This window comes from bacterium (assembly GCA_035307765.1).
GTDB lineage: Bacteria > Sysuimicrobiota > Sysuimicrobiia > Sysuimicrobiales > Segetimicrobiaceae > Segetimicrobium.
This window is the reverse complement of record DATGHU010000048.1, coordinates 32,083-58,988: the sequence shown is the minus strand read 5'-3', so window position 1 is coordinate 58,988 and position 26,906 is coordinate 32,083. Positions and strand designations below refer to the sequence as shown.

Sequence of the window (26,906 nt, the reverse complement as noted above, 5' to 3'; positions counted from 1 at the left end):
GGCCAGCCGGGCCGCGGCCGCCCCTAAGCGTTGCCTATTTCTTCTTGAACTGACTGAGGATCTGGTCGGCTTCCTGCTGCGCGGCGGCGAGCGCTTGATCCGCGGTCTTGGCGCGGGTCAGCGCCGCCTGCAGGTTGTCGGAGAGCACCTTTTGGACCTGGGCGCTGTTGTGCGTGGAAAGCTCGGCCTGCGCATACGGAAGTTGGTCGCGCGCCGTCAGCGCCTGCGGGAACTTCGCCGTGTACGCCTTGTACAGCTCGATGTTGAACGCCGACTTCCGCACGGCCACGTAGCCGGAGGCCTCGCTCCACCGCGCCGCCTGCTGCGGTGCCGTCATCCACTGCACGAACTCCCACGCCGCCTTCTGCCGCTCGCGAGGGATGTTCTTGAAGATGTACAGGTTTCCCCCGCCGGTGGGGGTGCCGTATTGTTTGTCCGCCGGCATGAACGCGGTGCCAAATGGGAAGGTGGCGTTGCTTTTCACGAAGGTCAGACTGCCCGTGGAATGGTAGATCATAGCGAACTTGCCCGCCACGAACTGCGTCGGCAGCGTCCCCCAATCCGTGACGTTGCCCGGCTCGACCTTCATATCCTGAAGTTTGAGCCAGAAGTCCAAAGCGGCGTGCGTCTGGGGTGTGTTGAAGAACGCCGCGGTGCCGTCGCCGTTCGCCAGTTGCTTCGCCCCCGCCTCGGCGGCGAATCCCTGGAATAGCCAGTAGGTGAACCCGGTCGTCGGGATCCCCACTCCCCACCGGGTGACGTTACCGGACGCGTCGCGCGTGGTCAGCTTCTGAGCGTATTCGGTCAGGTCGGTCCAGTTCTTCGGCGGCTTGGCCGGATCCAACCCCGCCTTCTCGAATGCGTCCTTATTATAGTAGAGGATGATCGTGCTGCGCTGAAACGGAATCGAGTAGGTCGTCTTGCCGACCCGCGAGTTCAGCCAGAACGCCTCGAAGATGTCGCTGCGGAAGTGATCGCCGCCCGACTGTTCCACAAACTCATCCAGCGGAATGATCGCGTTCATGTCGAGCAGGGTGAAGAGATCGGTGGAGAGCAGCACCGCCACGTCGGGCGGAGACCCGCCGAGGACGGCGGTTTGGGTTTTGGCCATCGCCTCGTCGTACCCGCCGGCGAAGACGGGGGTGACGGAGATCCCGGGGTGGGCGCGGTTGAAATCGCCGACCAACCCGTCCATCACCTTCGCCAGCGGCCCCGACACGCTCACGGGATAGAAGAACTTGAGTTCCACCGCCGCGCCGGCCGGTCCGGCCGCCCACAGCGGCACGGCGACAAGCAGCGCAAGCAGGGCGATCCCCAGACGCTTCACCATCGCAGCCCCTCCCTCGACTAACATTCATGAGCAGAATACCGGGCGTCCGCACCGCAATCCTCCCTCCGCCACCGACCGCCGCCCGGGGGCACGCAGCCGCCGCCCGCCGGCGAGGGCCGCGCCGCGAGGAGGGAACCGCCCGCGCGCCGGGCAATTGTCGAACAGCAATCCGACGGGTGAGGACTCGCACACTTCGTGAACACACCTCGCCGAACCGGCGACGCGACGACGGAGGAAACCGGATTCTGGGGGGCGGGGCGGCCGCTTGGCGTGGCCCACCGCGGGGCGTCCAAGCACGCCCCGGAGAACACCCTCGCCGCGTTCCGGCTCGCGCTCGACCTGGGCGCCCGAGCGCTCGAATGCGACGCCCGCCGCACGCGCGACGGCGCCATCGTCACGATTCACGATCAGCGCGTCGACCGCACCACGGATGGCCAGGGGCCGGTCGAAACCCTTACCCTCGCCGAGCTCCGCCGCCTAGACGCCGGTCGCTGGTTCGGGCCCCAGTTCGCCGGGGAACGAATCCCGTTGCTCGAGGAGGTCCTCCAGCTCGCGCGCGACCGCGCGGTCGTCGAGCTGGAGATCAAGAACGATCCGCTGCCGTACGAGGGGATCGAGCGCCAGATCATCGATCTCGTCGACCGCGCCGGCATGGAACGCGACGTCCTGGCGATGTCGTTCGATCACCGGTGCGTCCGGACGATCCACGCGCTCGCCCCACGGCTCCAAACCGGAATTATCTACGCGGCCCGCCTCGCCGATGCCCCGGCCGCGGCGCGGGCCGCGGGCGCGGACGCGCTGTGCCCCGATTGGCGCTACGTATCGCAATCGGACGTCGACGAGGCGCACGCCGCGGGATTGAGGGTCTCGGTCTGGACCGTCGACGAGGAGGCGGCGCTTCGCCGCTGCCTCGCGCTCGGCGTCGACGGGGTGACGTCCAACGACACGCGGCTGTTGATGCGGGTGCTCGAAGGCCGGTGACGTTCGACACGCCCTAGACAATACCGCGCGGGCCGCGGCTCGCTCAGTGTCCGGGGGCGCGTCCGACACGTCACCGCACGTTTGAGCAGGAGGGAACTCGTGGACGCGCTCAAGGCCCGGATCTTGAAAGAAGGCCGGAACCTCGGCGGGGGCATCCTCAAGGTGGACGGGTTCATCAACCATCAGATCGACCCCGTCCTCATGAACGAATGCGGCCGCGAACTCGCCCACCGCTTCGCTCCAGCCCATGCCACCAAGGTCCTCACCGCGGAAATCTCTGGAATCGCCCCGGCGCTCAGTACCGCACAGCACCTCGGCATCCCCGTCGTGTACGCGCGAAAGACCAGACCAATCACCATGCCCGACCAAGTCCTGCTCACGATCGCCCCGTCGCACACCAAGCACCGCACGGTCGAGCTGATCGTCTCGCCGGAATACGTGTCCCCCAGCGACCGGGTGCTCATCGTCGACGATTTCCTCGCCACCGGACAGACGATCCTCGGGCTGGCCCGCCTGGCCGACGCGGCGGGGGCGGCGGTGGTCGGGATTGGCGTGGTCATCGAAAAGGCCTTTGAAGGGGGACGCGGGGTCTTGGCGCCGCTGGGGGTGCCGATCGAAGCGCTGGCGATCATCACCGACATGAGCGGGGAGCGGATTGTGCTCGCCTAAAGAAGGGATGCGCCTTAGGCCAGCTCCCGTTCGAGGCTTTCCGGATCGGTCACCACGAGCCGGCCGCGCCTGCGGGCAATGGCGCCCTGCTGCACGAACACGCGGAGCCATTTGTTGATGCTCTCCCGGGTGACGCCGACCATATTGGCCAACTCGGCCTGGGTGAGGAGCGGACACACAAGGGAATCTGCGGACGCCCCCTGCCCTTCAGCCTGGGCGAGCTCGAGCAGCAAACGCGCCAGCCTCCCGCGGACGTCGAAGAAGGCCGCGTCGTGCACAATCTGGGAGGTGCGCCGCAGCCGCCGGCTCAGCACGACGAGCAGATCCATCGCCACCTGGGGATGCTCCAGGAGAAACCCACGGAATGCCTCGCGGGGCACGATCAGGACCTCCGAGGCCTCGACGGCGATCGCATCGGCCGAGCGCGGGTCTCCGTCGAGCAGGGCCAATTCGCCAAAGAAGTCCCCGCGCCCCAGCAGGGCGATCGTCCGCTCCTTGCCGTCGAGCGAACTGCGCGCGATCTTGATCCGCCCCTTCACAATGGTATAGAGGGCCGACCCGGGATCCCCTTCACTAAAGATCACCTGGTCCTTGGCGTACCGACGCGCCTGGGCCAGCGCCGCGAGCCGAGCGAGCGGGCCGGCCGAAAGGTGGGCAAACAACGGGCTCTGCTGAAACACCGCCGGGTCAGGCATACCCTCAGCATACACCCTAGACGCCGACGATCAAGACGCGTCCCCGGGCCGACAGCGGTGGGGCCCCCCTCCCCTCGGCCGCACTCGGTTCGCGCCCGCGGCGGTTCATGCGGATCAGAAAGCCCGGGCACGGCGACGGCCGAGGGCCGCGTTTGAGATTCGACACCCGACGCACGACACTGGGGAAGCCGGGACGCGATCGCCAGCGTCGAGCCCCCAAAGCGGCCGGGGCCCGCCCCCCTCCCTCGGACAGACCCCGGCCCGGCCTTGAGGAACTCACGAGATCCCCGCCCCTTAGGCGGTGCGCCGCAGTCGTTCCCCGACGGTGATCGTGAGGGGCTGCACCGTCCCAGCCCGGACGATTCTGAGGGGGGCGGCGCGACCGATGCGCTCCCCGGACAACAGCCCGAACAACTCCTCCGGATACCGGACGGGCTGGCCATCGACCGCGGCGATGGTGTCGCCGAGGAGCACGCCGCCCTGATCCGCCGGGCTTCCCGGCTCCACCTCCAGGACCAAAAGTCCCCGCTCCTGTCCGAGTTGATCCGCGATCGTGGCGGCGAGCCGCACCGAGTGGGTGGCGACGCCGAGGTATCCGTGCCGGACCCGCCCGTGGGTTACCAGCGCCTCCGCCACCCGGCGGATCGTCGGGGTCACGACCGTAAGGCTCCCACCGCGCCGAAGCCCGGCGGTGTTTACGCCCAGTACGCCCCCCGCGCTGTCGAGGAGCGGCCCGCCCGAGAACCCCGGGTACAGTCGGACGTCGGCCTCCAGATATCGATCGAGCCGTCCGCCCGCGGGTGTCTGCCACTCCTCCCCCAGGACGCTGATGATTCCCAGCGTCGCGCGCAGTGTCCGTCCCGGCCGCCCCAGCGCCACGATGAGGGTCCCCACCCGCAGGGCCGAGGAATCCGTCCACGAGGCCGCGCTCAACGCGAGATCGCGGACCCGCAGCACGGCAAGATCGGTGGTCGGATCACGCCCAACGACCTCCGCGGGGACGAGGCGTCCGTCGGCCAGCCGAACCCGGGCCCTCTCCTCGCGATGCACGACATGGTCGGCCGTCACCACCAGCCCGTCCGCCGACCAGACCACCCCGGTCCCCCGAGACCGCCAGCCGGCTTCCACGCCGAGCACGCTCGCGCCGGTCGCTTCGATCACTCCCGCCAACTGCTCTGACACCGCTGCCAACTCACGCATTGTTGTCCCACCTCCGGGTCAGAGTGTACCCGAGAGGAGCGCGGCGCGCCCCACCCGTTTGGCTGGGGGCGGCGCGCTCGGCATAGCGGGTCACAACGCGACCAGGCCCAATCCTGCCGCGCGGGCGACGGCCTCGGTGCGCGTGTGGGCGTCCAATTTGCTGAAGATGGCGGCGATGTGAAATTTCGCGGTGTGCTCGCTGATGCCAAGCTGCTGCGCAATGAGCTTGTTGGGCAGGCCTTCCGCGAGGAGCCGCAGCACCTCCACTTCGCGGGGGGTCAGCTCCTCGAGCAAAACGGCCGAGGTCCCGCCCACAAGCGTCCGCGGCCCTTTGGCGAAGACCGGGTCGAGGACGATCAACCCTTGCGCCACCGCCTGGAGGGCAGCCGTCAAACTCGACGCGTCCACATCACGGGGAAGCAGGCCCTGGACCCCGCCGGCGGATCCGACGTCCGCGGTGGGATCCGCCGGCGCCAGGACGAGCACGGGGGGGGCCGCCCCTCCGATGTCGGGCCAGCGGTCGGAGAAAGCCCCACCCGGGCCCGCGACCCACACCACGACGTCGGGGCGAAGTCGCTCCAGGGCCCGGGGGAGGTCACGGTCGGCACTCGTCCGGCCGACGACCCGACACTCGGGTGCGTCGGCGAGGAGCGCAGCGACCTCCGCCCTCCTCTGCGGGTCCTCGGAGACGATCAGCACCCGCAGGACGTCGGCCGGGGCGGGTGGAGCGAACCCGTCCACCACGTAGGCGATCGGCGCGTCGGGAGCGCGGAGGACCAGCGAACCGATGGGCGCGGGCGCTCCGCCCGTCTCCGACCTCCCCCCGCCCATCGCCGGCCACATCATGCGATCCTCCCTCCGCGCGCCGAGGAGCCGCGCTTGACGACCGCGCGCAGCGAACTGACGCCGGTAGGGAAAACGTGGGGCGGCGGTGGGGTATGCCACCCCCGGCCGACGAGGGTCGTCAGCCCTTTCGCAGACGTGGATCCAGCGCGTCGCGGAGGCTGTCCCCCACCATGTTCAGCGCGAGCACGAGGCTGAGGATCGCGGCACCGGGGAAGGTGCCGATCCACCATTGGTCGAGGTAGTCGCGGCCGGTGGCGATCATCGACCCCCACTCGGGAATCTGCGGCGGGGGACCCAGTCCGAGAAAGCTCAGCGATGCGAAGGTCAGGATGGCGTGCCCGACGTCCAGCGTGCCCAGAATCACAATCGGGGACAGGATGTTGACCATGATGTGCCGGAGATACACGCGGATCGCGGACGCACCCACCGCCCGGGCGGCCTCGACGTACTCGCGCTCCCGCGCGGAGAGGACGAGCGCGCGGGCGAAGCGGGCGTAGGACGGCCACCAGGCCACCATGATGGCGATCACCGAGTTCCGGATCCCGGCGCCCAGCGCCGCGGAGATGATCATCGCCAGGATCACGGTGGGAAACGCCAGCATCAGATCGGTCGTGCGCATGATGACCTCGTCGACGGCTCCGCCCGCCGCCCCGGCGACGCTACCGATCAGCGTGCCGGACACCACCGCCAGGGCCACCGCGGTGATGCCGACCGGAATCGACAGCCGCGCCCCGTACAGGATGCGGCTCAGGATGTCCCGCCCGAGGGGATCGGTGCCCAGCCAGTGGGCCGGGCTCGGCGGCGCCAGCCGTCCAACGATATCCTGGGCGAGCGGATTGTACGGAGCGATCGCCGGAGCGAAGACCGCCACGAGAATCCAGAGCGCGACGGCGGCCAGCGAGGCGAGCGCCAGCGGGGATCGCACGAACGGTCGAGGCAGCAGACGCCCGAGGATCGACCTCCGCGCGGGACCGACGAGCGCGGTCGCGTCCGATACCATCGCCCGCTAGCCCATCCGAATCCGGGGGTCGACGGCCGCGTAGGCGAGGTCGACGACCAAGTTCACGAGGATGTACACGCTGGCCACGACGATCCCCACGCCCATGATCGCGGGGAAATCCAAGGAGGTCGCGCTCTGGAACGCGTACGAACCGAGGCCCGGCCACGCAAAGACGCTCTCGGTGACCACGGCTCCCGAGAGCAACCCGCCAAAGCTCAACCCGATCACGGTCAGGACCGGCAACAGCGCGTTGCGCGCCGCGTGCCGAAGCGTCACGGTCCGCCCCGACAGGCCTTTGGCGCGGGCCGTCCGGACGTAGTCCTCGCCCAGCACATCGAGCATGCTGCCGCGCATCATCCGGGTGATCACCCCGACGCTGTACGCCGCCAGGACGAGCGCCGGAAGCGCCAGGTGCGCGAGCGCGTCGCGGGCGATGTCCATCCGCCCGGCGAGGGCGGCGTCGAGCATGATGAACCCCGTGACAAAGGGCGGACGGGGAAGGCGGGGGCTCAGCTGCCCGGGAGAGGGCACCCACCCGAGCCGGGCGTAGAAGATCAGCAGCGCCACCAGGCCTAGCCAAAAGACCGGCACGGAAACCCCGACCAACGACCCGCCCCGGCTGATCTGGTCGAGCGCGGTGTCGCGGCGGACCGCGGAGGCAATCCCCAACGGGATCCCGAGCAGCAGGCTCAAGATCATCGCCGCCACGGCCAGTTCGATCGTCGCCGGCAGGTGCTGCCGGAGGTCGGTCGTGACCGGCTGGTGGGTGGAGATCGAAATCCCCATGTCGCCTTGGGCCAACCGCCCCAGGTACACCGCGTACTGCTGCGGCAGAGGGCGATCGAGTCCCCAGCGGTGCCGGAAGGCGGCTACCACCTCCGGATTCGCCGCCGCCTGCTCCCCAAGGTTCGCCGAAACGGGGTCGGCGGGGACGGCATGGGAAAGGACGAAACTCAACAGCGTGATGCCGACGAGCATCGGCGGAAGGAGGAGCACCCGCCGGATGATGTAGCGGCGGAGGGTCACGCCGACGCAGCCCCGACCCGGTGTCCTCCGCGGCGCCTAGGTGCGCCGTACCGCATGGAAGTCGACGCCCCACACGCTGTGGAACGTCACCCCCCGCAGATCCGCTCGGTGCGCCCACGGGAGCGCCGGCTGAAAGAGCGGCGCGTACGGGCCGATCTCGAGCAGGCGGCGCTGAACTTTTTCGAGCAGCGCAACCCGCTTTCGCGGATCCCCCTCCGCCTCAGCGTCGTCTCCCCACTGCGCGAGCTCCTTCGCCGCGGGGCTGGCGCTGGCCGGCCACCGCATGCGCTTCCCCACCAATCGGCCGGGCAGGTAGACGAGGAAATCGCTGGCATCGGGATAGTCGGCGGCGTACCCGCCGAACAGCGCGGGGGCCTTCGCATCGCGGTACTGCTGGAGGCTCAGGGCGCCGGGAAGCCCATTCAGCTCGATGGTGATCCCGACGGCCGCGAGATCGGCTTGAATCTTCTGCGCCACGACCGAGTACTGAATCCCGTATGCGGTGGCGTCGCTGGAGTACATCAGTTTCCCGGTCACGGCCCCCAGCCCGGCCTCCTTGAGCAAGGCGCGGGCTTTCTCCCGGTCCGTGCGAACGGCCTCATGGGGATCCAAAGCGCCCGGGAGCGAGTTGGGGATCACCCCCGCCATCCGCACCGCTCCGGGGCCGGCGATCGTCAGCAGCCCATCGTAATCGAGCGCGTATCGGATCGCCTGAATCACCTTCGGGTTCGACAGCTGCCCGCTCAACTCCGGGTCCTCGTTGATCATGAAGACAAACGACGTCGCCACCCGGCTCGACCGCACCGTGATGCTCGGCACGCGCCGCAGGGTCTGCGCGTTGTCCCGGCCGAGCCCCGTCGCGATGTCGAGGTCGCCCCGCTCGAGCTGCAGCGCCTGGGTCGATGCCTCCGGGATGTTGCGGATCACGATCCGCTCCATCTGCGCCGCACCGCGCCAGTGCTGACGGTTCCTGACGAGCACGACCTCCTGGTTCGGGATGTAGCTGTCCAGCGTGAACGCGCCCGTCCCCGCGGAGTGGCTGTTCAGATAGGCTTCCGCCTGGTCTTTCGTCTTGGCGTCCGGGCCCGCGTCCCCTCCGTGCTCGGTCACAAACTTGCTGTCGAGCACCGCGAGGCTGCCGCTCGAGAGAATCGGCACGATCGAGGGCTGCGGCGTCTTGAGCCGGAGCACGACGGTCTGGGGGGTGGGAGCTTCCACCGCCTCAACCCCGTCGAGGAAGAAAGTGGGGTTCGATTTCAGATTGATGACCCGCTCCAGGGACCACTTGACGTCGGCGGAGGTCATGGGGTTGCCGCTCGCAAATGTCACGTTGGGACGGAGCGTGAACGTATAGGTTCGCCCGTCGCCCGACGCCTTCCAGGCCGTAGCCAGGGACGGCTTCGGCGTCTGGAGATCCTCCCCGTCAAAGGTGACGAGGGAGTCGTAGGCGGCGTGACAGATCATCTCCGCCACCGGCTCCAGCGCGTGGCCGGGATCGAGACTTCGGATGACGAAGCTCGGCGCCATCACGAGCGTCCCCCGGTCCGCGGCGGAGGCGGCACGGACCCGGCGAATCGGCACCAGGCGACTCGCCGCCGCGACGCCCATGCCCTGCCCCACCACGCGCAGCATGGTGCGCCGGGTGATCGGCAGGCCTTCGGTGCCGTGCGCTGGTCCCCCTCGAGATTGTTGGCTCACGCTCATCCCCCCTCCGGTCTGTGCGGCGCTACGCGCTTTTGCGGATTGGATAGAAGTCAATCGCCCACACGGTATGGTAGGCGACGCGCTCGACGTTCGCCCGGTAGGCGTATGGGACGGCGGGCTGGAACAGCGGCGCAAACGGGCCGACCTGCCCCAGCGTCCGGTCGAACTCCTGCAACAGTGCCACCCGCTTGTGCGGCTCCACCTCCGCCTCTGCCTCGTCCGCCAGCGCGGCCAGCTTCTGGGCCGCCGGGGTCGCCGATGGAAGCCAGCCCGCCCGCTTCCCCACCACGCGACCGGGGGCCCAGACGAGGAAGTCGCTGGGATCCGGGTAGTCGGCGGCCCACCCCCACACGCCGATCTGGTTCTTTCCATCCCGGTACTGCTGGAGCGCGGTGATGATCGGCAGACCCTCCAGATCGAGCACGATCCCCACCGCCGCCATATCGGACTGGATCTTCTGCGCCAGAATCGCGGTGGGGATGCCCCACGAGACCTGGTCGCTGGCATACGAAAACTTGCCCCTGACCTGAGCGATGCCGGACTCCTTGAGCAGCGCCCGCGCCTTCTCGGGGTCGGTCCTCACCGCCTCCTTGGAATCGAGCGACCCCGGCATCAGGGTCGGGATCACGCCGGCCAGTCGGACGGCCCCGGGTCCGGCGATCGACATGATGCCGCGATAGTCCAGTGCGTACCGCACCGCCTGCTGCACCTTCGCGTTCGCGAACGGCCCCCCCACCTCGGGATTCGCGTTCATCAGCACGTAGAACGTCGTCGCCGCCGGGCTGGTCTTGACGACCACCGACGGCGCGCGGCGCAGGGGCGCGATCTGATCGATCCCGATGCTGGTGGCCAGGTCAAGGTCGCCGCGCACCACCTGCAGCGCCTGGGTGACGGGCTCGGGAACGTGCCGCACGACGATGTGCTCGAGCCCCGCGGCCCCGCGCCAGTAATTCGGATTCCGGGCGAGCACGAGCTCTTGCGCCGGGGTGTAGCTGGTGAGGACGAACGGTCCGCTGCCCGCCGATCGGCCGTTCAGATACGGTTCCGCCTGATCCTTGCTCTTGGCATCCGGACCGGCATCGCCCCCCTTCTCCATCAGGAGCTTGCTGTCCACGATCCCCAATCCGGGATGCGAGAGGATCGGCACGATCGACGGCTGCGGGGCCTTGGTCCGGATGACGACGGTCCTGGGGTCCGGCGCCAGGACCTCCTGCACGCCGTTGAACAGGAACAGGGTATTGGCCTTGAGGTTGAGCACGCGGTCGAACGACCACTTCACGTCCGCCGACGTCAGTTCGTTGCCGCTCACAAACTTCACCCCCGAGCGCAGGGCGAAGGTGTACGATCGGCCGTCGGGCCCGACCTTCCAACTCGTCGCCAGGAGCGGCTTCGGCGTCTTGAGGTCCTCGCCGTCGAACGTGATCAACGTGTCATAGGCCACCTTCTCGATCATCATGCCCGTGACTTCGATCGTGCGGGCGGGATCGAGCGTTCGGATGTTGTGGAGATCGGCGCCGACTAGGAGCGTCTTGCTGTCCTGGGCCGACGCGGCCTCGGCGTAACGCCACGGCCGCACGCCGCCCGCCGCGGTCAGCACGATGCTTCCCCCGGCGGCCCGCAACAGCGCGCGACGGCTGAACCGTCCCCCTCCACGAGATCGCGATGGACCGGACCGGCTCATTCGGTTCCCTCCCCCTCTCGGATCGAACGGTCACGCAAAGTGCGGCGGGTTCGATGAACGGCCACACGACACGTTGGGCGGGCGGGAAGCCTCCCCACGCCCCTGGCACCGTCCGAGGTTTTCCACATAACTTCTCACCGTGGGAGACCCTCTCCTGTCGTCGAGGCTCCGCCATCGATCGACCAACCGGTGCGCCCCCCGACCGCCGAGGGAGCGGCGGGAAGTGATCCCGGGGACCCGGGACGAATACCTCTCCGGTCGTGGAACGGCTCACGCGGAAACGGCCGAGGGCCGCGGGCCGGCCGCCTGGCGGGAGGGGCGTGTAGGGTGATGAGGGCCATCGTACTGGATGCGTTCGGCGGCGTCGAGCACCTTCGCTGGGCGGAGTGGCCCCTGCCCCAGCCGGGACCCGGACAGGTCCGCATCCGCGTCGCGGCGATCGCGGTGAACCCGGTCGATTGGAAGATGCGCCAGGGATGGCTCTCGGTAGCTCTCCCGACGATCCTGGGCCGCGATGTTGCCGGCACGATCGATGCGGTCGGGGAGGCGGTCACCGAATTTGCGCCGGGAGACGAGGTCTTTGCGGTATTGTTCGGCCCGCGCAGCAACGGGGCCTATGCCCCCTACGTCGCGACCTCCCCGTGCTTCGTGCACCCGAAGCCGAGAGGGCTCAGCCACGCCCAAGCCGCCGCGCTCGGCGTGGCCGGCCTCACGGCCTACGAATCGGTCGTGCGAAAGGCACGGGTTCAACAGGGAGAGGCGGTGCTGATCACCGGGGGAGCCGGGGGCGTGGGCAGTTTCGCGATCCCGCTCCTGCGCCATGCCGGCGCGTCGCCGATCATCGCGACCTACGGCACAGAAACGAGCCGGCGATACCTGATCGACCTCATGGGCCTGGAGGCGGATCATCTCATCGGGTACCGAGGGCGTCCGCTCGACGTCCTCGAAGCCGACGTCCGCGAGCGGACCGGCGGGCGCGGCGTCGCGGCGGCGTTCGACTTTGTCGGCGCCGACATGAAGACGCTCTGTCTTCGCGCTCTCGACTTCGACGGACGGGTGGTCAGCATCGTGGAGGAGCCGCCCGGGCCCGGCCTCGACGTCTCGCGCCCGGACCGAAGCCCGCTGCTGGCCAAGTCCGGAACGTTCCACTTCGTGGCCACCAGCGCCCGGGCGCGCAGCGGGGAGGCGGTGCGCTGGCGGGTGTACCGGGAGATGATGGCGGACCTCACCGCACTGATCGAAGCCGGCCGCATTCCCGCCCCACACGTCACGACGGTCGGTGAGCTCGGGGAAGAGACGATTCGGGAGGCCCACGCCCGGCTCGAGACCGGCCACGTCACGGGCAAGCTGATCCTCACCGTGGGAGAACATCCTCCGGCGCGCCCCGGCCACTGATCGCGGGCCGCCGGCCTGTCGGGCCGCGGCCCACCGCGAGGCTGTGATTTCCACCCGCGCTGCCCGCACGCCGTCGACCAATGCCGCACCCGAGCCCCAGCACTCGAGGATATCTCCCCCAGGCACCTCGCCAGCGGTCACCAAGCAAGGGATTGGTGCTGCCTCGGGTGACTTGACCGGCCCGCGCGGCGTTTCCGTCCGGCCGCCGAGGCCGCAGCGTCCCCCGCCTGGCCGTTCCCCGGCGGGAATGCGCGCGGTGTCCTCGAAGACCTATCGGCATGGGAACCGCCGTCCGAAACCCCACGGAGGAGAGCGGGGAGACCGCACGAATCGAAGCCTTCAGCGATGGGGTCTTCGCCATCGCCATCACCCTCCTCGTGCTGGACCTCAAGGTCCCCCGCGACGCCACCGGCGGGTCGCACCTGCTGCGCGCTCTCCTCGCTCAGTGGCCGACCTACCTCGCGTTCCTGACGAGTTTCGCCACGATCGGGATCATGTGGATCAACCACCACCGCCTCTTCACGCTCATCCGCCGCTCGGATCACACGCTGCTCCTCCTTAACAGCCTGCTGCTGTTAGGGGTCACGTTCGTGCCCTTTCCCACGGCACTGGTCGCGGCGTACGTTCAGCGGCGCGGTGATCGAGTGGCCGCGCTGGTCTACAGCGGGACGTTCACGGTGATCGCGGTGGTGTTCAACCTGCTCTGGCGGTACGCGTGCCACCGGCATCGGCTGCTGCACTCCCGCGCCGATGCGGCGATGGTTCGCGCGATCACGCGGGCCTACGCGTTCGGCCCGCCGCTCTACCTCCTCTCGTTCGGCCTGGCCTGGGTGAGCGTTCCCGCCAGCCTGGCGACGAACGTGGCGCTGGCCCTCTTCTTCGCGCTCCCCAACCGGAGCCGGTAACCTCGGCCGTCCGCCTCGGGGCCGGGGTCAGCCGGCGTGCGGCGTGGGAATCCACCACTCCTCTCCCCGTGGGGTCCGCACGTACTCCGGCCACCGCAGGTCGATTGGGGGGACAAACTCCCTCGGCAGCAGCGGGGCCACCCACGAGGGCCCCCCCACGCCCCCACCGGTCCGCTCCGCGAATTCGGCCTTGGCCTTTGCCAGCTCGTCGGGTTGGGTGAGCAGATCGACAAGGGTCGCGCCGATGGTTTTCCCCGCGGTCAACATCATCGGGTCGATGCAACTCGGGACTCCTCCCAGAGCGTTGTGAGCCCAGGCCGGGTACTCGTATCCCGGGCCCGGCGGCTTCAACCGGGGGCGCCCGGTGAACACCCGGACCGTGGGGGCGTGCCACGTATACTCGACATAGTCGTCCGACGTGAAGCTCGTTTGCCAGGGGGGCATCCCACCGCGCAGGACTGCCTCGTACTCCTGAGGGGAGATGAGACGCTGGCTGCTCCCGGCAAACGGATCTTCCATCGGCGTGAACCCGAGGGTCTTCTGGATCTCCCGCCCGAACCGCCGGGCCGGCTCGTCCAGGACGGGAGGACCGACCAGCGCGAGGTTCCGATAGGCCAGATCGGCGAGGGCAAGATTCGGCAGGCCGACCCGGGTCTTGGTCACCCAGCGGCTCGACGCCCGACACCCGGTGACCTGCGCCACGTGTTGGGCGTTGTGCTCCAAGACCTGGGCGATCCGCTCTTGGATCGCCAGGCTGGGCGACCGCCATGCATACTGGATGGCGCTCATCCGCGGGGGCAGGTTGTCCGACGTGCACTGCCCGGCCACCATGATGAACTCGTTGAGCGTCCACGTTCCGGTGTGCGGGAACATCGCCTCTTTGAGGTACTTGGTCGTCGTGTACATCAGGCACACGGCGTCGAGCGCTCCCGGACACCGGGGCGCGGCATGGGCATGCCGGAAAGGCAGCAGCGACTGGTCGACCCACGTCTCGGGGGTCAGGCACTCGAAGGTGAAGAGCTGGCTCCAGTACGAGCCGCAGTGCGTCTCCCAGGCGACGGTGTTGTACGGGCTGGGATGATACGCGACGTACGCGTCGGCCCCGTCGTAGTACCCCTTGGCGGCGTGCACCGGCTTGGACCCGCATACCTTCTCGGCGGGCTCCCCGAAGAACCGCAGGGTTCCCCGCAGCCCGTGCGTCCGCATCGCGGCCTTGGCCGCGAGCACGCCCGTCAGCGCGGCGGCGCCCAAGGCGGAATGGGGATCGGTGTGCCCCGCCGCCCAAGGGTGCAGCCCGTCGCGGGGGGCCTGGTAGGGAACCGGTTGCTGAGAGTTCTCCGGCACCGCGTCGTATTCGGCGTACGCACCCAGAACGGGCTCCCCTTCGCCGTAGCTCGCGGCGAACGCGGTGGGCATTCCGCCCGACCCCTCCTCCACCGCAAAGCCTTCGCGCCGCAGCAGATCGCAATAGGCCTTGGCCGATTTATACTCGCGAAAGGCAGGCTCGGCGTAATTCCAGATCTCCTGCGAAAACCGGGAGAGCCGACCGGCTTCCTGGTCCACCCACCGGAGCGCAGTCTGCTTTTCCCCTGGGACGTGGCGCATGAAACCCTCCTCGATCCACGGCGTGGCCGCCTCGAACGGTTCGAAGGATTCGGCGGCGCGGCGCGCGACCCCTCACAGGGGGGGGTGGGCGGCCGGGACCGAATGGAGGGATGATGGCCGCAGGGGGAGCGAGGCCCCCCGGCTCATCGAATCTGGGGGAGGCGGATGGCGATGGCACACTGGGCGGTCTTTCCCGACGAAACCCCATCGAAGCACGCCGTGGCCCTGGCCGAACAGATCGACCGTGACGGCGGCCGGACCTTGGCCATCTACCGGGAACCGGTCGGGGACCACTGGCACATCTTCTGCCTGCTCCCCCTCGCGAAGGTCGAGCCCACCCCCTACCAACGGGACCTCTCCCCCACCCATGTCAAACGCCTGTTGACGGCCGTCAAAAAACTCGACCGATTCGTCGACCCCATCGTCGTCATGTCGCCCGGCCCGGGCGTGTACTGGACCCCCAACGGCAACCACCGCCGCACGGTTGCGGAAAAACTCCGGGGGGTCATGATCCCCTCGATCGTCGTCCCCGAGCCGGAAGTGGCCTTCCAGATCCTTGCGCTCAACACCGAGAAGGCGCACAACCTGAAGGAAAAGTCCCTCGAGGTCATCCGCATGTACCGGGGGTTGGTCGAGGAGGCCCCATCGCGCGGGGAGGAGGACTACACCTTCCAGTTCGAAGCCGCACACTTTATCACGCTCGGGTTGCTCTACGAGAGCAACAAGCGCTTCGCCGGCGGGGCGTTTGCACCCATCCTCCGCCGGGTCGACAAGTTCTTGAAGGGCGCGTTCCCCAAGACCCTTCCCGAGCGCGAAGAGCGTGCCGCGATGGTCCGTCACGCGGATGAGGTCTTGGGGGAGGTGGTCGCCAGGCTCAAGAAGCGGGGCCTCAGCCACCCCTACGTGAAGAACTTCGTCCTGTCGCGGACCACCCCCCTGACGCGACAGCGCAAGACCCTGCCCAGCTTCGAGCAGACCTTCAAGAAACTGGCGGCCAACCTGGAGGGGTTCGACGTGGCGAAGGTCCGCTACGAGGACATCCAGCGTTCGGCGATCATGGGGGCACCGTCGGCCGAGTAGGACCCGGGGTGACCGTTCAGTCCGTCGCGGGGCGCGCCTGCGCGCGGTCGTACCGGATGATGTGCTCCCATTCCGATGCGTCGGACCGCGCCACGACCGCGACGACGGGGTCCGTGTCGCTCAAGTTGACGACCTCGTGCGGTACCCCGGGGGCGATGAAGATGAAGTCACCCGCTTCGTTATCGATGATGCGCTGGCATCCCGGCCCGTACTCGTGCCGGACGCGGCCCTCGAGGATGTAGAGCATCACCTCGAATCCCACGTGGATGTGCGCGGAGGCGATGCCGCCCGGAGGAATCGTCGCGACATTCATCGAGAGCTGGCTCGCGCCGACGTTCTTGCCGGACAGTCCGGTCAGGTACTGAATGCCGTTCCACGTTCGGCGCGCCTGGCCGGCGCGGACGGTCAGGATCCCGGCCTCTCCCTGGACCTCCCTCCCCGGATCCCCGTCGCCGATGGGCATCCCTGTCGACATGCGGTCCTCCTCTCGACGAGCCGTCGTCTCCCCGCCTTCGCCCCGAAGACCCTCCCCCCGCGGGGTCCGCCGAGTCGCGTTCCCCGGTCAGGCCTCCCGCTCCTCCCGCGGACGGTAGCGGGCCATGATCGCCGCGAGTTCGTCCAAGGGGAGTGTGTGAGCGGTCCCTTTGAACCCCACCATCGTCTCCGCGGCGACGAGCGCATTGAGGATCGATTCCTCCACCGCCTCGGCCACCGCATCGAAGAACGGATTGAGATACTCGTGCGGCAGCATGCGCAGGTCGTGCAGCGTCCGCGTCCGAGAGACGGCCGGCAGGTGGTTCCCGGTGGCGAACGCGAGGAAAATGTCGCCGCTGGAGTTATACCCGACCCCCCCGACCCGGGCCAAACCCACGGTGGCGCGCTGGGCGAAGCGCCGGCATTGACCGGGCAACAGCGGCGCGTCGGTGGCGACGATCACAATGATCGATCCGCCCGGGCTCGGGGCGGCCCCCCGCGGGTCCAGCTCGCGCCCCACCGGGACGCCGTCCACCCGGAGGTGGCGCATGCTCCCGTAATTCGCCTGGACAAGCGCGCCGACCACATACCTCCCCGCCTCGTTCTCGACAAGCCGGGAAGACGTCCCGATCCCGCCCTTAAACCCGTGGCACCGCATCCCCGTGCCGCCGCCCACGTTCCCCTCGGGGACGGCCCCCCCCGCCGCGGCGGCGAGGGCGTCGTAGGCGTGGTGCCGCTCGACGTGGAACGCGTTGATGTCGTTCAGCCAGCCGTCGAAGGTCTCCGCCACCACCGGCAGGGTGAAGCCCGTGACATACCCGCGCTCCACGCCGTAGCCCACGAGCGCGTCCCGCACCACCCCACCGCGTGCGTGTTGGTGATGCCGATCGGGCCGTCCAGCAGGCCCGCCTCCTCCAGCCACACCAGTCCGGTCATTTCGCCGTTTCCGTTGAACGAGTGGTGGGCGGCGAAGACGGGGTCCCGCCAGACCGCACCGCCGCGGGGGATCACCATCGTCACCCCCGTGCGCGCCATCCGCGGCGTGTCCCAGATCAGCGTGCGGTGCCCGACCAGCACCCCCGGCACGTCCGTGATGGCATTGTGGGAACCGGTGGGCATCTGCCCGATGGCGATCCCCAGGTCCCGCACGCGCGCTCTCCCCATCGGCTTGTCTCCCCCACGCTCATCCAGAGGCGAACCAACGCCCGGCCGGGACATGAGCGTTTCCCGGCCGGGCTCCGAAAGGGACAGAAAAAGGCCCCGCGTCGAACCCCGGGGCCAGAACCGGAGCGGGGGCGGTCGCGGTCCCTCGCCGGCCGCCCCCGCTCTGCCGCGCGTCTATTTCGTGACGGTCACCCTCCCCACCATCCAAGGGTGGATGACGCACGTGTAGATGAACGTCTTCCCGGCGTCCTTGGCCGTGAAGGTGGTCTTCCAACTCGACTGCGCGCCGGGCGGGCCCAACCGCGCCGGCCAGAGGTAGCCGCTGTTCCGAAATGGCGCACCGGTCACCTCCGAGGGCAGCACGTAGAAGGGGTCCTCCACAAACTCCATGTCCTTCGGGTCTTTGGAACCCTCCTTGCCCGGCTTCGGCCGCGCGGCCACGAATGGCGGCCCTCCGTGCAGTTCCCCCGTCTTGGGGTCGGGGGTCAGAAATGTCACGAAGTGCGGCTCAGGCAAAACCGACTTGTTGGTCCACACCACGGTCGTTCCCGGCTTGACGGTGATGGCCGCGGGCGAGTAGCCAAATGTCAGCGTCGAGAACCCCACGGCCGAGGCATGCCCGCCCGGACTGATGGTCACCGAGACCGTGCTCGGTGTGGGCGAGGCCCCCAGCGAGCGCACGGTCGGCGCAAAGCCCATACACAGGGCCAGCGCGATGGCAACGGCGGCAATGCGCATACGTTCTCCCTCCTCCTGTGTGCGTTTTACTCCACTACCCCCGCGGTATGAATACGCGGTCGCCGATCGTTTCCCCGCTCACCGCGCGGACATATAGCCCCGCCAGCTCCCGTGAGCGGAGATATCGCGATGCCGGCCTTCGGCCAGTTCGCGAGGATAGAGCATGCCGTCGACCCGCCGGCCGTCCTCGAGGAGCACCGTCCCGCGGTACAGCCCCGGGGGCTCGCCGGCCTCGACGCGCCGCCACACATCGTCGCTGACGCGGTACAGCTCCCCGGCCACGGAGACCCCTCCTTCCGGGACCTCGAACATCCCGGGATGCCGGTCGTCAATCGAATAGAGGCGGTAGATCGCCGCCGTCTGAGCCTCCCCGAGAAACTCCGCCCCCGCCAGGTTCCCAGCGAGGGCGAGCCCTCGCATCAGGGTGCCGTTGACAAACAGGTCGAACCCCATCGCGGCGGCTACCCGCGCCCCACCCCCTCGACCTCGAGCGGGGGCGCCGTCGCGGCCGCCATGTGTCCGACCCGCCGATACACCATCGTGAAGCACACCCCCATCAGCAGGTAGCCGAGCGTGACCGGGGGCGAGACGTTCCAGCCCACCGGGCCGGCCGTGTTGATCAGGCCGACGAACGAAAGCACCGCGGCGGTGACGGCGACGACCGCCGCGCGATTGAACTCGCGGTCGATGACAAAGGCGGCGATCGCCCCCAGCACCATGCCGGCGAGCACGGCCCCACCGCCGAACAGCGACATCCCGTGATAGATGTCGCCGACGCCGAGCTTATCCAGCCCAAGTTTCCCGGGATCGGCTCCAGCGGCCTGCAGGGCATCGTCCACAAGGCCTTTGGCCCACAGGGCAATGTTGGGCAGGAGCGCCAGCACCACCGCGGGCGCGTGGCGTGCCGGGGTCGTCTGAAACGCCTGGGCGCCGATCACCAACCCGATGAACAGCAGGATCGGTACCAGCGCCTGGATCGGAATCAGGGCCAACAGCAGCGCCACCAACCCCAGGAAGGCTACCAGCGCGGTCACGATGCCGGTCGCGAGGGAATAGCCGATCCGTCCCCCCACGGCCTTCCACCCGGGGTGCCCGATGTATACGGCCGGCGGGAAGGGGCTCCCCAGGAACGAGCCGATGACCGCGCCGATGCCGTCCGCGAGCAGAATCGAGCGGAGGTTGTAGCTGTCACCTCCCGCCGCGGCGCTCTCCACGTTGTTCATCCCCTCGGTGAAGTTGTACACGCCGAGCGGAATCGCCGTCGCCAGCAGGGGCCCGACATCACGCAGTCCCCGCAGCACCTCCGTCCCGGGAATCGGCAGGTGCAGCCCGAACTGCCGAAATGACTCGCCGACCGCCGAGGGCACGAGGATCCCGGTCCAGCCCAGCAGCACCGCCACCCAGCCGACGGCGGTCCCGATCACGACCGCCGCCAGCCCGCCGGGGACGCCAAACGGGAGCCGGACGTTTGCCACCCAGCTCACCAGGATGATGGCCAATGAGACGAAGGCGATCCACGGCGCCTCCCACATCTGGAACGCCGGGCGCATCGAGATGAACGCGATGGAGATGCCGGCCAGCGTGCCCAGCATCGCCGCCCTGGGGGTGAACGCGCGGATCGCCGGGCCGATGAACGCGCCCAGCAGGATGATCAACCCGATGATGAAGCACCACGCCAGGCCGGCTTCCCAGGCTTTGATCGGGTCGCCGGTCTTGAGCGCGATCGGCAGCATGATCACGAACACGACGATGAACATATGTGGCACGCTGGGCCCGTAGGGCATGGCGGCCACGTCGTCGCGTCGCTCCTGCTTCGCCAACCGGTAGGCGAGGTAGGCGTAGAAGATGTTGCCGAGTGGGAGCGCGATGCCCAACGCCGGCAGGATGCGGCCGAACACGACGTTCGGCGGCAGCTTGAGGACCCCCAGCGCCAGGCTGGACAGCACTATGACGTTGAGTGCGACGTTCGTAAACAGACCAAAGAAGGCGTTCCAGTCTCCGGGCACCCACAACCGCGGTCGAAATTCGCTCGCCGATGCCAAGATGCCACCCCTCCCCCCGGCAGCCGCCGGACGTCAGCCTCGTGCTGAGCTGGTCGCTGGCGCGCTCGTGGCCTTCGCCAAAGCCTCAACGAACCGGGCCGAGTCGCTGACCCAGCCGAAGATCCCGCCCTGAGCCTTGATCATCTTGATTCCAACTTCTTGGAACTCCGGGAAATACGACCCCACGCAGTCCTCGAGCACGAGGCAGTCGTAGCCGCGATCGTTGGCCTCGCGCACCGAGGTGTGCACGCACACCTCGGTGGTCACCCCGCAGACGATCAGCTGCCTGATCCCCCGAGCGTGCAGGATCGCATCCAGATCGGTCGCGTAGAACGCCCCCTTTCCCGGCTTGTCCACCACCGGCTCGCCGGGGGCGGGCCGGAGTTCGTCCACGATGTCGTGTCCGTATTCGCCCCGCACCAAAATCCGGCCCATCGGCCCGGGATCCCCGATCCCGACTTTCAAGCGGCCGCGCGCCTTCTTCGCCGAGGGCAAGTCTGAGAGGTCCCCCCGGTGGCCTTCGCGGGTGTGCACCACGAACATCCCTGCCCGTCGGGCGGCGTGCAGCACGCGCTCGGTGGGGGCCACCGCCCGCAGCAGGAACGAGGTGTCGTTCCCAAGCGCCGCCCCGAACCCTCCCGGGTACACGAAATCCCTCTGCATATCGATGATGAGCAGGGCCGCTGCCCTGGGATCGAAATCGAAGTCGTACGGTTCCGCCTGTATCATCGCCACCACCGCTCCCCCCCCTATCGAATCTCCGCGGTCACCCCTGCGGGTCCGGCACGATCCGCGTGCCGGTCGCGCCCGCCACTGCCTGCGCCAGCCGGTACGGTGAGGTGATCAGCACCTCTTTTCCTCCGCGCTCCAGAAAGCCGATCGCGGCCTGAATTTTCGGCCCCATGCTGCCCGCGGGAAACTCGCCGGCCTCCAGGGCCCGCCGCGCCTCCGACACGGTCATGCGATCGATGAACCGCTGGTTCGGCTGGCGGAAGTGCAGGGCCACCTGGTCCACCCCGGTGGAAACGATCAGCATCGGGAAATCGAGCGCCTCGGCCAGCAGCGCCGAGGCGAGGTCCTTGTCGATGACCGCCTCGATGCCCTGGTATTCGCCCGGGGCGGGTTCCACGACGGGGATTCCCCCACCGCCGACCGCGATCACCACGAATTCCCGCTCCACCAACGCGCGGATCTGGGGCACCTCGACGATCCGCAGCGGTCGGGGAGAGGGGACGACCCGCCGATACCCCCGGCCGGCATCCTCCACCATCACCCAACCCTCCCGCTGCTGCATGACCGCCGCCTGCTCGGGCGTGTACCAGGGGCCGATCGGCTTGCTCGGCTTTTTGAAGGCCGGGTCGTCCGACGCGACGACCGTATGGGTGAGGACGCAGGCCACGCGGTCGCGGAGTCCGAGGCGCGCGAGCTCGCTCGTAAACGAACTGTCCATGATGTACCCGATCCCGCCCTGGGAATCGGCGACGGACATGTCGAGCGAGAGCCGGGGGACCGGTGCCGACGCTCCCACCAGCTCCGAGCGGAGCAGGATGAACCCAACCTGGGGCCCGTTCCCGTGCGTCACCACGATCTTCCAGCCGTCCGCGACCAGCGCGGCGATGGGACGGACCGTGGCCCGAGCGTTTTCAAACTGCTCGGCGATGGTGCCGGCCTGCCCGTCCCTGATCAGCGCGTTTCCCCCGACGGCAATGACCGCCCGGCGGTCCATTACCGCGCCCCCCCGAGGCCGAGCCGACGTCCCAGTTCCCGGATGGCGTCGGCGAAGCAGGCAAGCGGCGCCCGGGTGATCCCGGCGCCGATCTGCCCGATCCCCGGCTTGCGGTGCGCGATCCCCGTGTTGATCACCGGCAGGGTGCCGCTTTCGACCACGCGCCGGGCATCGATGCCCGTGGGCGTGCCGGCGAATCCGAGCCCGGCGATCGTGTACCCTGGATGGCGGGTCAGGGTGATCCGGTACATCTCGCGGGTCGTTTCCAACGCGTCGCTGGGAGTCCCCCCCACGAACCGGACGATCGCCGGCGCCGCGGCCATCGCGAATCCCCCCAGCCCGCACGTTTCCGTGATCGCGCTGTCGCCCAGATCCGGGTTGGCGTCCGCGGGTCCGTAGCCGGGAAAGTACAGACCCTCCGGCACGGGCACCGGCGCGGTGAACCACGTGTCCCCGGTCCCGCTCATGCGGATCCCAAACTCGACACCGTTCCGCGACATCGCCGTGACCACCGTCGAGCCGTCGCGTCCGTGGGCGGCGTCGAGCGTCGCCTTGCAGGCGGCCATCGAAAGGTTGAGGTAAAAGTGGTCGTTGCCCCGGATGAAGTCCAGCGCCGCGGCGGCGTCCGCGCGCTCGACGACCCGAACCAGCGCGGGCGCGAGCGTTCGGACAAAGAGCGACGTTGCGGCGGCGTTGCGGTTGTGGCACTCATCCCCCATCTGCAGGGCCTGGGCGGTCAGGCCGGCCAGGTCGACCGAACCCTCCGACCGCAAGGTGCGGCCGAGCGCCGGACCGAGGGTCTCGGTGAACCACCTCAACCGTCGGATCACGTCCGCATCGAAGGCGCCGTAGCGCAGCACCTTTCCCAGCCCCTCGTTCAACGTGGCGAACGCGCGGTTGCCGTGGGCGGCGTTTTCCACGACGAACACCGGCATCGATGGGGAGACGACGCCCGCCATCGGCCCGACCGCTCGGTGCTGGTGGCAGGGCGAAAACTGGATCCCCCCGCCCGCGGCCATCGCCTCCGCCTCTTCGGGGGCGCGCGCCCACCCCTCGAAAAGGATGGCCCCGGTCACCGCCCCCCGCATCGGTCCACACATCCGCGACCACTCGATCGGCGGTCCGCTGTGCAGCAACATGCGCGGGGTCATCCCCGGGATCACGCTCTCGGCCGGTTGCACGTCGAGCAGGACCGGGCGGCCTTCAAGGATCTGCTTAACCGCGTCGGCGTTCGCGCGGGCGACCAGGCCACCGATCGGATCGTCCGGATCATCCTCCAATCGGGCGACCAGGAGTCCGAGGTCACGGTCCGCCTCCGCGGGGGGCCGCCACGCGACCTGCACGCACTCCGCGCCGTGGGCGCGGAGTGGCTCCGCAAAGCCCGCCAGTCCGACGTTCAGCGCCCGCAGCCCGTCCGGGAACAATCGAGGGCCGGCCGGCGGCGAACCCGCTGTCATCCGCCCTCCCCCCCGGAACCGCGTGGAGCATTCGGCGTCCCGCCGGTGCGGTGTGGGTCGAGCCTGACCGGCTGCGCCGGCCGCGTCGCGGGGGCGCCCGCCCCGACGAGGCGAGCCGCCAGTTGGGCCGCCTGCGCGTTGCTGGGGGCCAGGAGGACCTCCGCCGACTCCAGGCACGCTTCCTGGCGGCCGAGACCCTGAGGGTCGGCCGCCGTGCCGCAGACTGAAGCGACAAAGGCAACCTGGCGCCCGGCGCGCCCGGCTTCGCGCCTGGCCTCCTCGAGCGCCGGGACGAGCGCGCCCGCCGGATCCGGGTGCGCATTGTACCCGAGGACCACGTCGAGCAGGATGACCGCGGTCTGCGGATCCCGGGCCGCGTCGACGATGAACTGGTTCCGGAGGCGCGGATCGATCATCGGGTGCGGTCGGCCGACGGTGTACTCGTCATCCCCGAGATCGATCACCGTGTAGCGCTGGGCCCGGGTCCCGCCGAGCAGGCGGTGAAGGATGAGCTTCGCCTCCCCGGCCAGTGACCCCCCACAGTACAGGCCGCGAATGGCGTCCTGTCCCGGAGCCAACCGCAGGCCAGGGTCTCGACCGGAGGCCTCCCGCTGGGGCGTCCCGGCTTCCGGCGCCTCGCCGGGGGATGAGACCCCTCGGGCCAGGGCCACCGCCGTCCGCGCCGCGTCTTCGAAGGTCTCGGCGAACAGGACTCCCCCCACCCCCGCCTCGGCATCTCCGCCGAGGAAGTTGGCCACGACCGGCTTGGGGCAGCCGCGGGCCTCAGCCAGCACCCGTTGCGCCACCGCCGGGGCCGGCGGCTTGGAGATGAGGACGATCACCGCGGTACCCCCGTCCGCGGCAAGCCGGCGCAGCGCCGCCAGGGTCATCCGCCCGCCGACGCGCTCGTCCAGGTCGCGCCCGCCGACCCCGATCGCCTGGGAGATCCCTTCCCCCAACCGGTCGACGAGGCAGGACACCTGCTGCAGGCCGGTGCCGGAGGCGCCAATGAGGCCGATGCGCCCGGGGCGGACGACGTTCGCGAACCCGAGCGGAATCCCGTCGATGATCGCCGTTCCGCAGTCCGGTCCCATTACCAACAACCCCTTGCGCTCCGCCAGCTGCTTAAGCTCGATCTCGTCGGCCACCGGCACGTTATCGCTGAACAAAAATACGTGCAGGCCGCGCTTGAGCGCTTTCAGGGCCTCCGCCGTGGCGTAGGGGCCCGGGGTCGAGACCAACACGAGGTTGGCCGTGGGCAGCCCAACCAGCGCCTCGTAGATCGTCGCGGCGACCCGCGCCCGCTGTTCGGAGGGACGCGCGTCGCCCGAGCCGGCGAGCAGCGCCGTGGCGCGATCGAGGGCGCTCGTGGCCGCCGCCTCGTCCTCTGCGGCGACGGCCACGATCAGGTCACTGGGACCCGCGCCCTCCGCCGCCGGATCGAGGAGCGCGGCATCGACCAGCACCTCGCGGTTCGCCGGGGTGGCCATCATCATCCCGGCCCGCGACACGGAGGGAAGCCGCTCCAGCTCGGCGGCGATGCGCATCAGCTCCACGGAGTCCCGGTACGCGTTTTTGAAGATCCGGTTTCGCACGATCTGCCCCATACGGTTGGGCTACTCCTGGACGAAATAGATTTGAGCCAGGGCTCTCACGCTCTCTTTGCTCGACAAGATGTGCTGCTCCATCCGGTCGGCGGCGGCGGCGGCCCGGCGTGCCTGGATGAGCTCGAGGATCTCCAGGTGCTCGGCCCGCGTGAGCGTCGCCCGCTCGGGTCTCGTGTAATCGATGCGACGGATGATGCGGAGGCGCTCGTTAATCCGCTGAAGCATTGCCACCAACCTTCGGTTCCCGCCGGCCTCAGCCACCAGAGTGTGGAACGTCTCATCGGCGTCGAGCCAATCGAGCAGGGTCATCGCCGGTTGCCTGGCCTCAAGCGCGCCCCAATCCTCCGCCACGCGGGACAGCGACGCAAGGGGGGCAAACTCCGCGGCCGTCCGCGAGGCATGGCGCTCGATCGCCACCCGCAGGTCGTAGATCTCGTCGAACTCCCGCAGGGTATAGGCACGGACGTAGTACCCCTGCCGCGGGACCAGGATCAGCCACCCCTCCTGCTCCAGCCGGCGCAGCGCCTCGCGCGCCGGTGTCCGGCTGACGCCAAGCTCATTGCCGACCTGGATCTCGCCGATCCGCTGCGCGGGGCGCAGTTGATAGTTAAGGATCCGTTCCTTCAGCACGTTGTACACAGACTCGGCGCGGAACACTCTTCCCGGCGTCCCTTGCCCCTCTCGGGGGCGAGCGCCGGAGGAGACTCTGACCAGCGAATCCAGGCCGCCATCCACGGTGCCCATTCACAAGCCTCTCTCCGGCCGGAGTGCACCCGTGCCTGGAGATGATCGTGATCTTGTATACAAGATTGTATTCGGTCGCGTACCGCCTTATCCTGCCTCCGGCAGCCTCAGCCGAAGGCGGCTAGAGGGTCGCGAAATCGAACTCGCCGGCGGGGGTCGAAACGCCGGGCCGGCAAGGCCCTGGGAGTCGTTAGTCTAGGGCGTCAAGCAGACGCTGCCTTATGGACCATGGCCGGAGGCGGCTCGGGCACATTTCCGCCACCGCTCGAGCGGATCCTGACCTCGCGCCCGTCTGCACGCCGCAGAGGACCAGATGTCAGTGAGGCGCGATCCGAGCGGCCGAGGAAGAGGACTTGCCAGTCATCAATGTCGCGCGCAGCGCGGGCCGCGTCCGCGATCAGCTGATCACCTCTGACAACGGTCGAGCGCAGCGATTTGGATCAGGTTGCCGCAGGTGTCGTTCAGCATGGCGATGGTCGAACCGGTCACTTTGGTCGGGGGCATGCTGAACTCCGCGCCTAGCGGTTTCATGCGGTCGTACTCGCGCTGCACGTCATCCACATAGAACATGGCGGCCGGCTGGCCCTGCTCGAACATCGCCTGCTGGTAGGCCCGAGCGGCCGGATTGTTATTGGGGGCAAGCTGCAGCTCGGTGCCGTCCGGCTCCTCGGCCGAGGCCACGGTGAGCCACCGAAACGGCCCCTGCGTGAAATCCGCCTTCTTCACGAAGCCGAGGACGCCGGTGTAGAAGCGCAGGGGTTTCGCTTGATCGTCCACGTAGATGCTGGTCACTTTGATCTTCACGGCGATTTCCTCCTGTCACATTTAGAACGCTCA

At 68.9% G+C, this 26,906-nt stretch carries 24 protein-coding genes and 1 pseudogene; 5 read left to right on the top strand and 20 right to left on the bottom strand.

Annotated elements, in window-relative coordinates:
- Window positions 1–34: 34 nt before the first annotated feature.
- A complete protein-coding gene (locus VKV57_17135; GenBank protein ID HLW61628.1) occupies window positions 35–1,330 on the bottom strand; it encodes an ABC transporter substrate-binding protein in 1,296 nt (431 codons plus the stop codon).
- Between the two features lie 195 nt (window positions 1,331–1,525).
- On the opposite strand from VKV57_17135, the gene VKV57_17130 reads away from it, so the two are divergent.
- Both VKV57_17130 and xpt read left to right on the top strand, forming a co-directional pair.
- A complete protein-coding gene (locus tag VKV57_17130) occupies window positions 1,526–2,311 on the top strand; it encodes a glycerophosphodiester phosphodiesterase family protein (GenBank protein HLW61627.1) in 786 nt (261 codons plus the stop codon).
- Window positions 2,312–2,410: 99 nt separating this feature from the next.
- Window positions 2,411–2,980: a xanthine phosphoribosyltransferase gene (gene xpt, locus VKV57_17125; GenBank protein ID HLW61626.1), complete on the top strand. Its 570-nt coding sequence runs from the start codon at window positions 2,411–2,413 to the stop codon at window positions 2,978–2,980.
- Window positions 2,981–2,994: 14 nt separating this feature from the next.
- On the opposite strand, the gene VKV57_17120 is transcribed toward xpt, so the two are convergent.
- The 7 genes from VKV57_17120 to VKV57_17090 all read right to left on the bottom strand — a co-directional run bounded on the left by VKV57_17120 (window position 2,995) and on the right by VKV57_17090 (window position 11,132).
- A complete protein-coding gene (locus tag VKV57_17120; protein ID HLW61625.1) occupies window positions 2,995–3,675 on the bottom strand; it encodes a Crp/Fnr family transcriptional regulator in 681 nt (226 codons plus the stop codon).
- Between the two features lie 294 nt (window positions 3,676–3,969).
- A complete protein-coding gene (locus VKV57_17115; protein ID HLW61624.1) occupies window positions 3,970–4,875 on the bottom strand; it encodes a trypsin-like peptidase domain-containing protein in 906 nt (301 codons plus the stop codon).
- A 90-nt stretch (window positions 4,876–4,965) separates the two neighbouring features.
- Window positions 4,966–5,721: a response regulator transcription factor gene (locus VKV57_17110; GenBank protein HLW61623.1), complete on the bottom strand. Its 756-nt coding sequence runs from the start codon at window positions 5,719–5,721 to the stop codon at window positions 4,966–4,968.
- Between the two features lie 118 nt (window positions 5,722–5,839).
- Window positions 5,840–6,721, bottom strand: a complete 882-nt coding sequence (locus VKV57_17105) for an ABC transporter permease (protein ID HLW61622.1) — start codon at window positions 6,719–6,721, stop codon at window positions 5,840–5,842.
- Between the two features lie 6 nt (window positions 6,722–6,727).
- Window positions 6,728–7,747: an ABC transporter permease gene (locus tag VKV57_17100; protein ID HLW61621.1), complete on the bottom strand. Its 1,020-nt coding sequence runs from the start codon at window positions 7,745–7,747 to the stop codon at window positions 6,728–6,730.
- 36 nt (window positions 7,748–7,783) lie between these two features.
- Window positions 7,784–9,445, bottom strand: a complete 1,662-nt coding sequence (locus tag VKV57_17095) for an ABC transporter substrate-binding protein (protein HLW61620.1) — start codon at window positions 9,443–9,445, stop codon at window positions 7,784–7,786.
- A gap of 28 nt (window positions 9,446–9,473) precedes the next feature.
- Window positions 9,474–11,132, bottom strand: a complete 1,659-nt coding sequence (locus VKV57_17090; GenBank protein HLW61619.1) for an ABC transporter substrate-binding protein — start codon at window positions 11,130–11,132, stop codon at window positions 9,474–9,476.
- A 330-nt stretch (window positions 11,133–11,462) separates the two neighbouring features.
- Between VKV57_17090 and VKV57_17085 the strand changes: the two genes are divergently transcribed.
- Both VKV57_17085 and VKV57_17080 read left to right on the top strand, forming a co-directional pair.
- A complete protein-coding gene (locus tag VKV57_17085; GenBank protein ID HLW61618.1) occupies window positions 11,463–12,527 on the top strand; it encodes an NADP-dependent oxidoreductase in 1,065 nt (354 codons plus the stop codon).
- 278 nt (window positions 12,528–12,805) lie between these two features.
- The gene (locus VKV57_17080) at window positions 12,806–13,432 is read left to right on the top strand and encodes a TMEM175 family protein (GenBank protein HLW61617.1); all 627 of its coding nucleotides are present in this window, start codon (window positions 12,806–12,808) and stop codon (window positions 13,430–13,432) included.
- A gap of 27 nt (window positions 13,433–13,459) precedes the next feature.
- On the opposite strand, the gene VKV57_17075 is transcribed toward VKV57_17080, so the two are convergent.
- The gene (locus tag VKV57_17075) at window positions 13,460–15,037 is read right to left on the bottom strand and encodes an amidohydrolase (protein ID HLW61616.1); all 1,578 of its coding nucleotides are present in this window, start codon (window positions 15,035–15,037) and stop codon (window positions 13,460–13,462) included.
- A gap of 165 nt (window positions 15,038–15,202) precedes the next feature.
- Between VKV57_17075 and VKV57_17070 the strand changes: the two genes are divergently transcribed.
- Window positions 15,203–16,117, top strand: a complete 915-nt coding sequence (locus VKV57_17070; GenBank protein HLW61615.1) for a chromosome partitioning protein ParB — start codon at window positions 15,203–15,205, stop codon at window positions 16,115–16,117.
- 16 nt (window positions 16,118–16,133) lie between these two features.
- On the opposite strand, the gene VKV57_17065 is transcribed toward VKV57_17070, so the two are convergent.
- From VKV57_17065 to VKV57_17015, 11 genes and pseudogenes are all read right to left on the bottom strand, one after another.
- Window positions 16,134–16,592, bottom strand: a complete 459-nt coding sequence (locus tag VKV57_17065; GenBank protein ID HLW61614.1) for a cupin domain-containing protein — start codon at window positions 16,590–16,592, stop codon at window positions 16,134–16,136.
- An 87-nt stretch (window positions 16,593–16,679) separates the two neighbouring features.
- A pseudogene (locus VKV57_17060) lies at window positions 16,680–17,710 on the bottom strand (P1 family peptidase).
- 219 nt (window positions 17,711–17,929) lie between these two features.
- The gene (locus VKV57_17055) at window positions 17,930–18,493 is read right to left on the bottom strand and encodes a hypothetical protein (GenBank protein HLW61613.1); all 564 of its coding nucleotides are present in this window, start codon (window positions 18,491–18,493) and stop codon (window positions 17,930–17,932) included.
- A 78-nt stretch (window positions 18,494–18,571) separates the two neighbouring features.
- Window positions 18,572–18,946, bottom strand: coding sequence for a gamma-glutamylcyclotransferase (locus VKV57_17050; protein HLW61612.1), 375 nt, complete (start codon window positions 18,944–18,946; stop codon window positions 18,572–18,574).
- An 8-nt stretch (window positions 18,947–18,954) separates the two neighbouring features.
- On the bottom strand, window positions 18,955–20,538 hold the full coding sequence (locus tag VKV57_17045; GenBank protein ID HLW61611.1) for a regulator: 1,584 nt from the start codon (window positions 20,536–20,538) through the stop codon (window positions 18,955–18,957).
- 30 nt (window positions 20,539–20,568) lie between these two features.
- Window positions 20,569–21,264, bottom strand: a complete 696-nt coding sequence (locus VKV57_17040) for an isochorismatase family cysteine hydrolase (protein HLW61610.1) — start codon at window positions 21,262–21,264, stop codon at window positions 20,569–20,571.
- 37 nt (window positions 21,265–21,301) lie between these two features.
- Complete coding sequence (gene arcC / locus VKV57_17035) at window positions 21,302–22,261, bottom strand: carbamate kinase (protein HLW61609.1); 960 nt, start codon at window positions 22,259–22,261, stop codon at window positions 21,302–21,304.
- On the bottom strand, window positions 22,261–23,718 hold the full coding sequence (locus VKV57_17030; GenBank protein ID HLW61608.1) for a DUF1116 domain-containing protein: 1,458 nt from the start codon (window positions 23,716–23,718) through the stop codon (window positions 22,261–22,263). Before VKV57_17030 ends, arcC begins: the two co-directional genes overlap by 1 nt.
- Complete coding sequence (fdrA, locus tag VKV57_17025) at window positions 23,715–25,325, bottom strand: acyl-CoA synthetase FdrA (protein ID HLW61607.1); 1,611 nt, start codon at window positions 25,323–25,325, stop codon at window positions 23,715–23,717. Before fdrA ends, VKV57_17030 begins: the two co-directional genes overlap by 4 nt.
- A gap of 9 nt (window positions 25,326–25,334) precedes the next feature.
- On the bottom strand, window positions 25,335–26,069 hold the full coding sequence (locus tag VKV57_17020; protein HLW61606.1) for a GntR family transcriptional regulator: 735 nt from the start codon (window positions 26,067–26,069) through the stop codon (window positions 25,335–25,337).
- A 405-nt stretch (window positions 26,070–26,474) separates the two neighbouring features.
- Window positions 26,475–26,873, bottom strand: a complete 399-nt coding sequence (locus VKV57_17015) for a VOC family protein (protein HLW61605.1) — start codon at window positions 26,871–26,873, stop codon at window positions 26,475–26,477.
- Window positions 26,874–26,906: the final 33 nt, after the last annotated feature.

Coding starts and splice junctions, on each gene's coding strand:
- VKV57_17135 (HLW61628.1), bottom strand. CDS start 1,330: ATGGTGAAGCGTCTGGGGATCGCCCTGCTTGCGCTGCTTGTCGCCGTG.
- VKV57_17120 (HLW61625.1), bottom strand. CDS start 3,675: ATGCCTGACCCGGCGGTGTTTCAGCAGAGCCCGTTGTTTGCCCACCTT.
- VKV57_17115 (HLW61624.1), bottom strand. CDS start 4,875: ATGCGTGAGTTGGCAGCGGTGTCAGAGCAGTTGGCGGGAGTGATCGAA.
- VKV57_17110 (HLW61623.1), bottom strand. CDS start 5,721: ATGATGTGGCCGGCGATGGGCGGGGGGAGGTCGGAGACGGGCGGAGCG.
- VKV57_17105 (HLW61622.1), bottom strand. CDS start 6,721: ATGGTATCGGACGCGACCGCGCTCGTCGGTCCCGCGCGGAGGTCGATC.
- VKV57_17090 (HLW61619.1), bottom strand. CDS start 11,132: ATGAGCCGGTCCGGTCCATCGCGATCTCGTGGAGGGGGACGGTTCAGC.
- VKV57_17085 (HLW61618.1), top strand. CDS start 11,463: ATGAGGGCCATCGTACTGGATGCGTTCGGCGGCGTCGAGCACCTTCGC.
- VKV57_17080 (HLW61617.1), top strand. CDS start 12,806: ATGGGAACCGCCGTCCGAAACCCCACGGAGGAGAGCGGGGAGACCGCA.
- VKV57_17075 (HLW61616.1), bottom strand. CDS start 15,037: ATGCGCCACGTCCCAGGGGAAAAGCAGACTGCGCTCCGGTGGGTGGAC.
- VKV57_17070 (HLW61615.1), top strand. CDS start 15,203: ATGGCGATGGCACACTGGGCGGTCTTTCCCGACGAAACCCCATCGAAG.
- VKV57_17065 (HLW61614.1), bottom strand. CDS start 16,592: ATGTCGACAGGGATGCCCATCGGCGACGGGGATCCGGGGAGGGAGGTC.
- VKV57_17055 (HLW61613.1), bottom strand. CDS start 18,493: ATGCGCATTGCCGCCGTTGCCATCGCGCTGGCCCTGTGTATGGGCTTT.
- VKV57_17050 (HLW61612.1), bottom strand. CDS start 18,946: ATGGGGTTCGACCTGTTTGTCAACGGCACCCTGATGCGAGGGCTCGCC.
- VKV57_17040 (HLW61610.1), bottom strand. CDS start 21,264: ATGATACAGGCGGAACCGTACGACTTCGATTTCGATCCCAGGGCAGCG.
- arcC (HLW61609.1), bottom strand. CDS start 22,261: ATGGACCGCCGGGCGGTCATTGCCGTCGGGGGAAACGCGCTGATCAGG.
- VKV57_17030 (HLW61608.1), bottom strand. CDS start 23,718: ATGACAGCGGGTTCGCCGCCGGCCGGCCCTCGATTGTTCCCGGACGGG.
- fdrA (HLW61607.1), bottom strand. CDS start 25,325: ATGGGGCAGATCGTGCGAAACCGGATCTTCAAAAACGCGTACCGGGAC.
- VKV57_17020 (HLW61606.1), bottom strand. CDS start 26,069: ATGGGCACCGTGGATGGCGGCCTGGATTCGCTGGTCAGAGTCTCCTCC.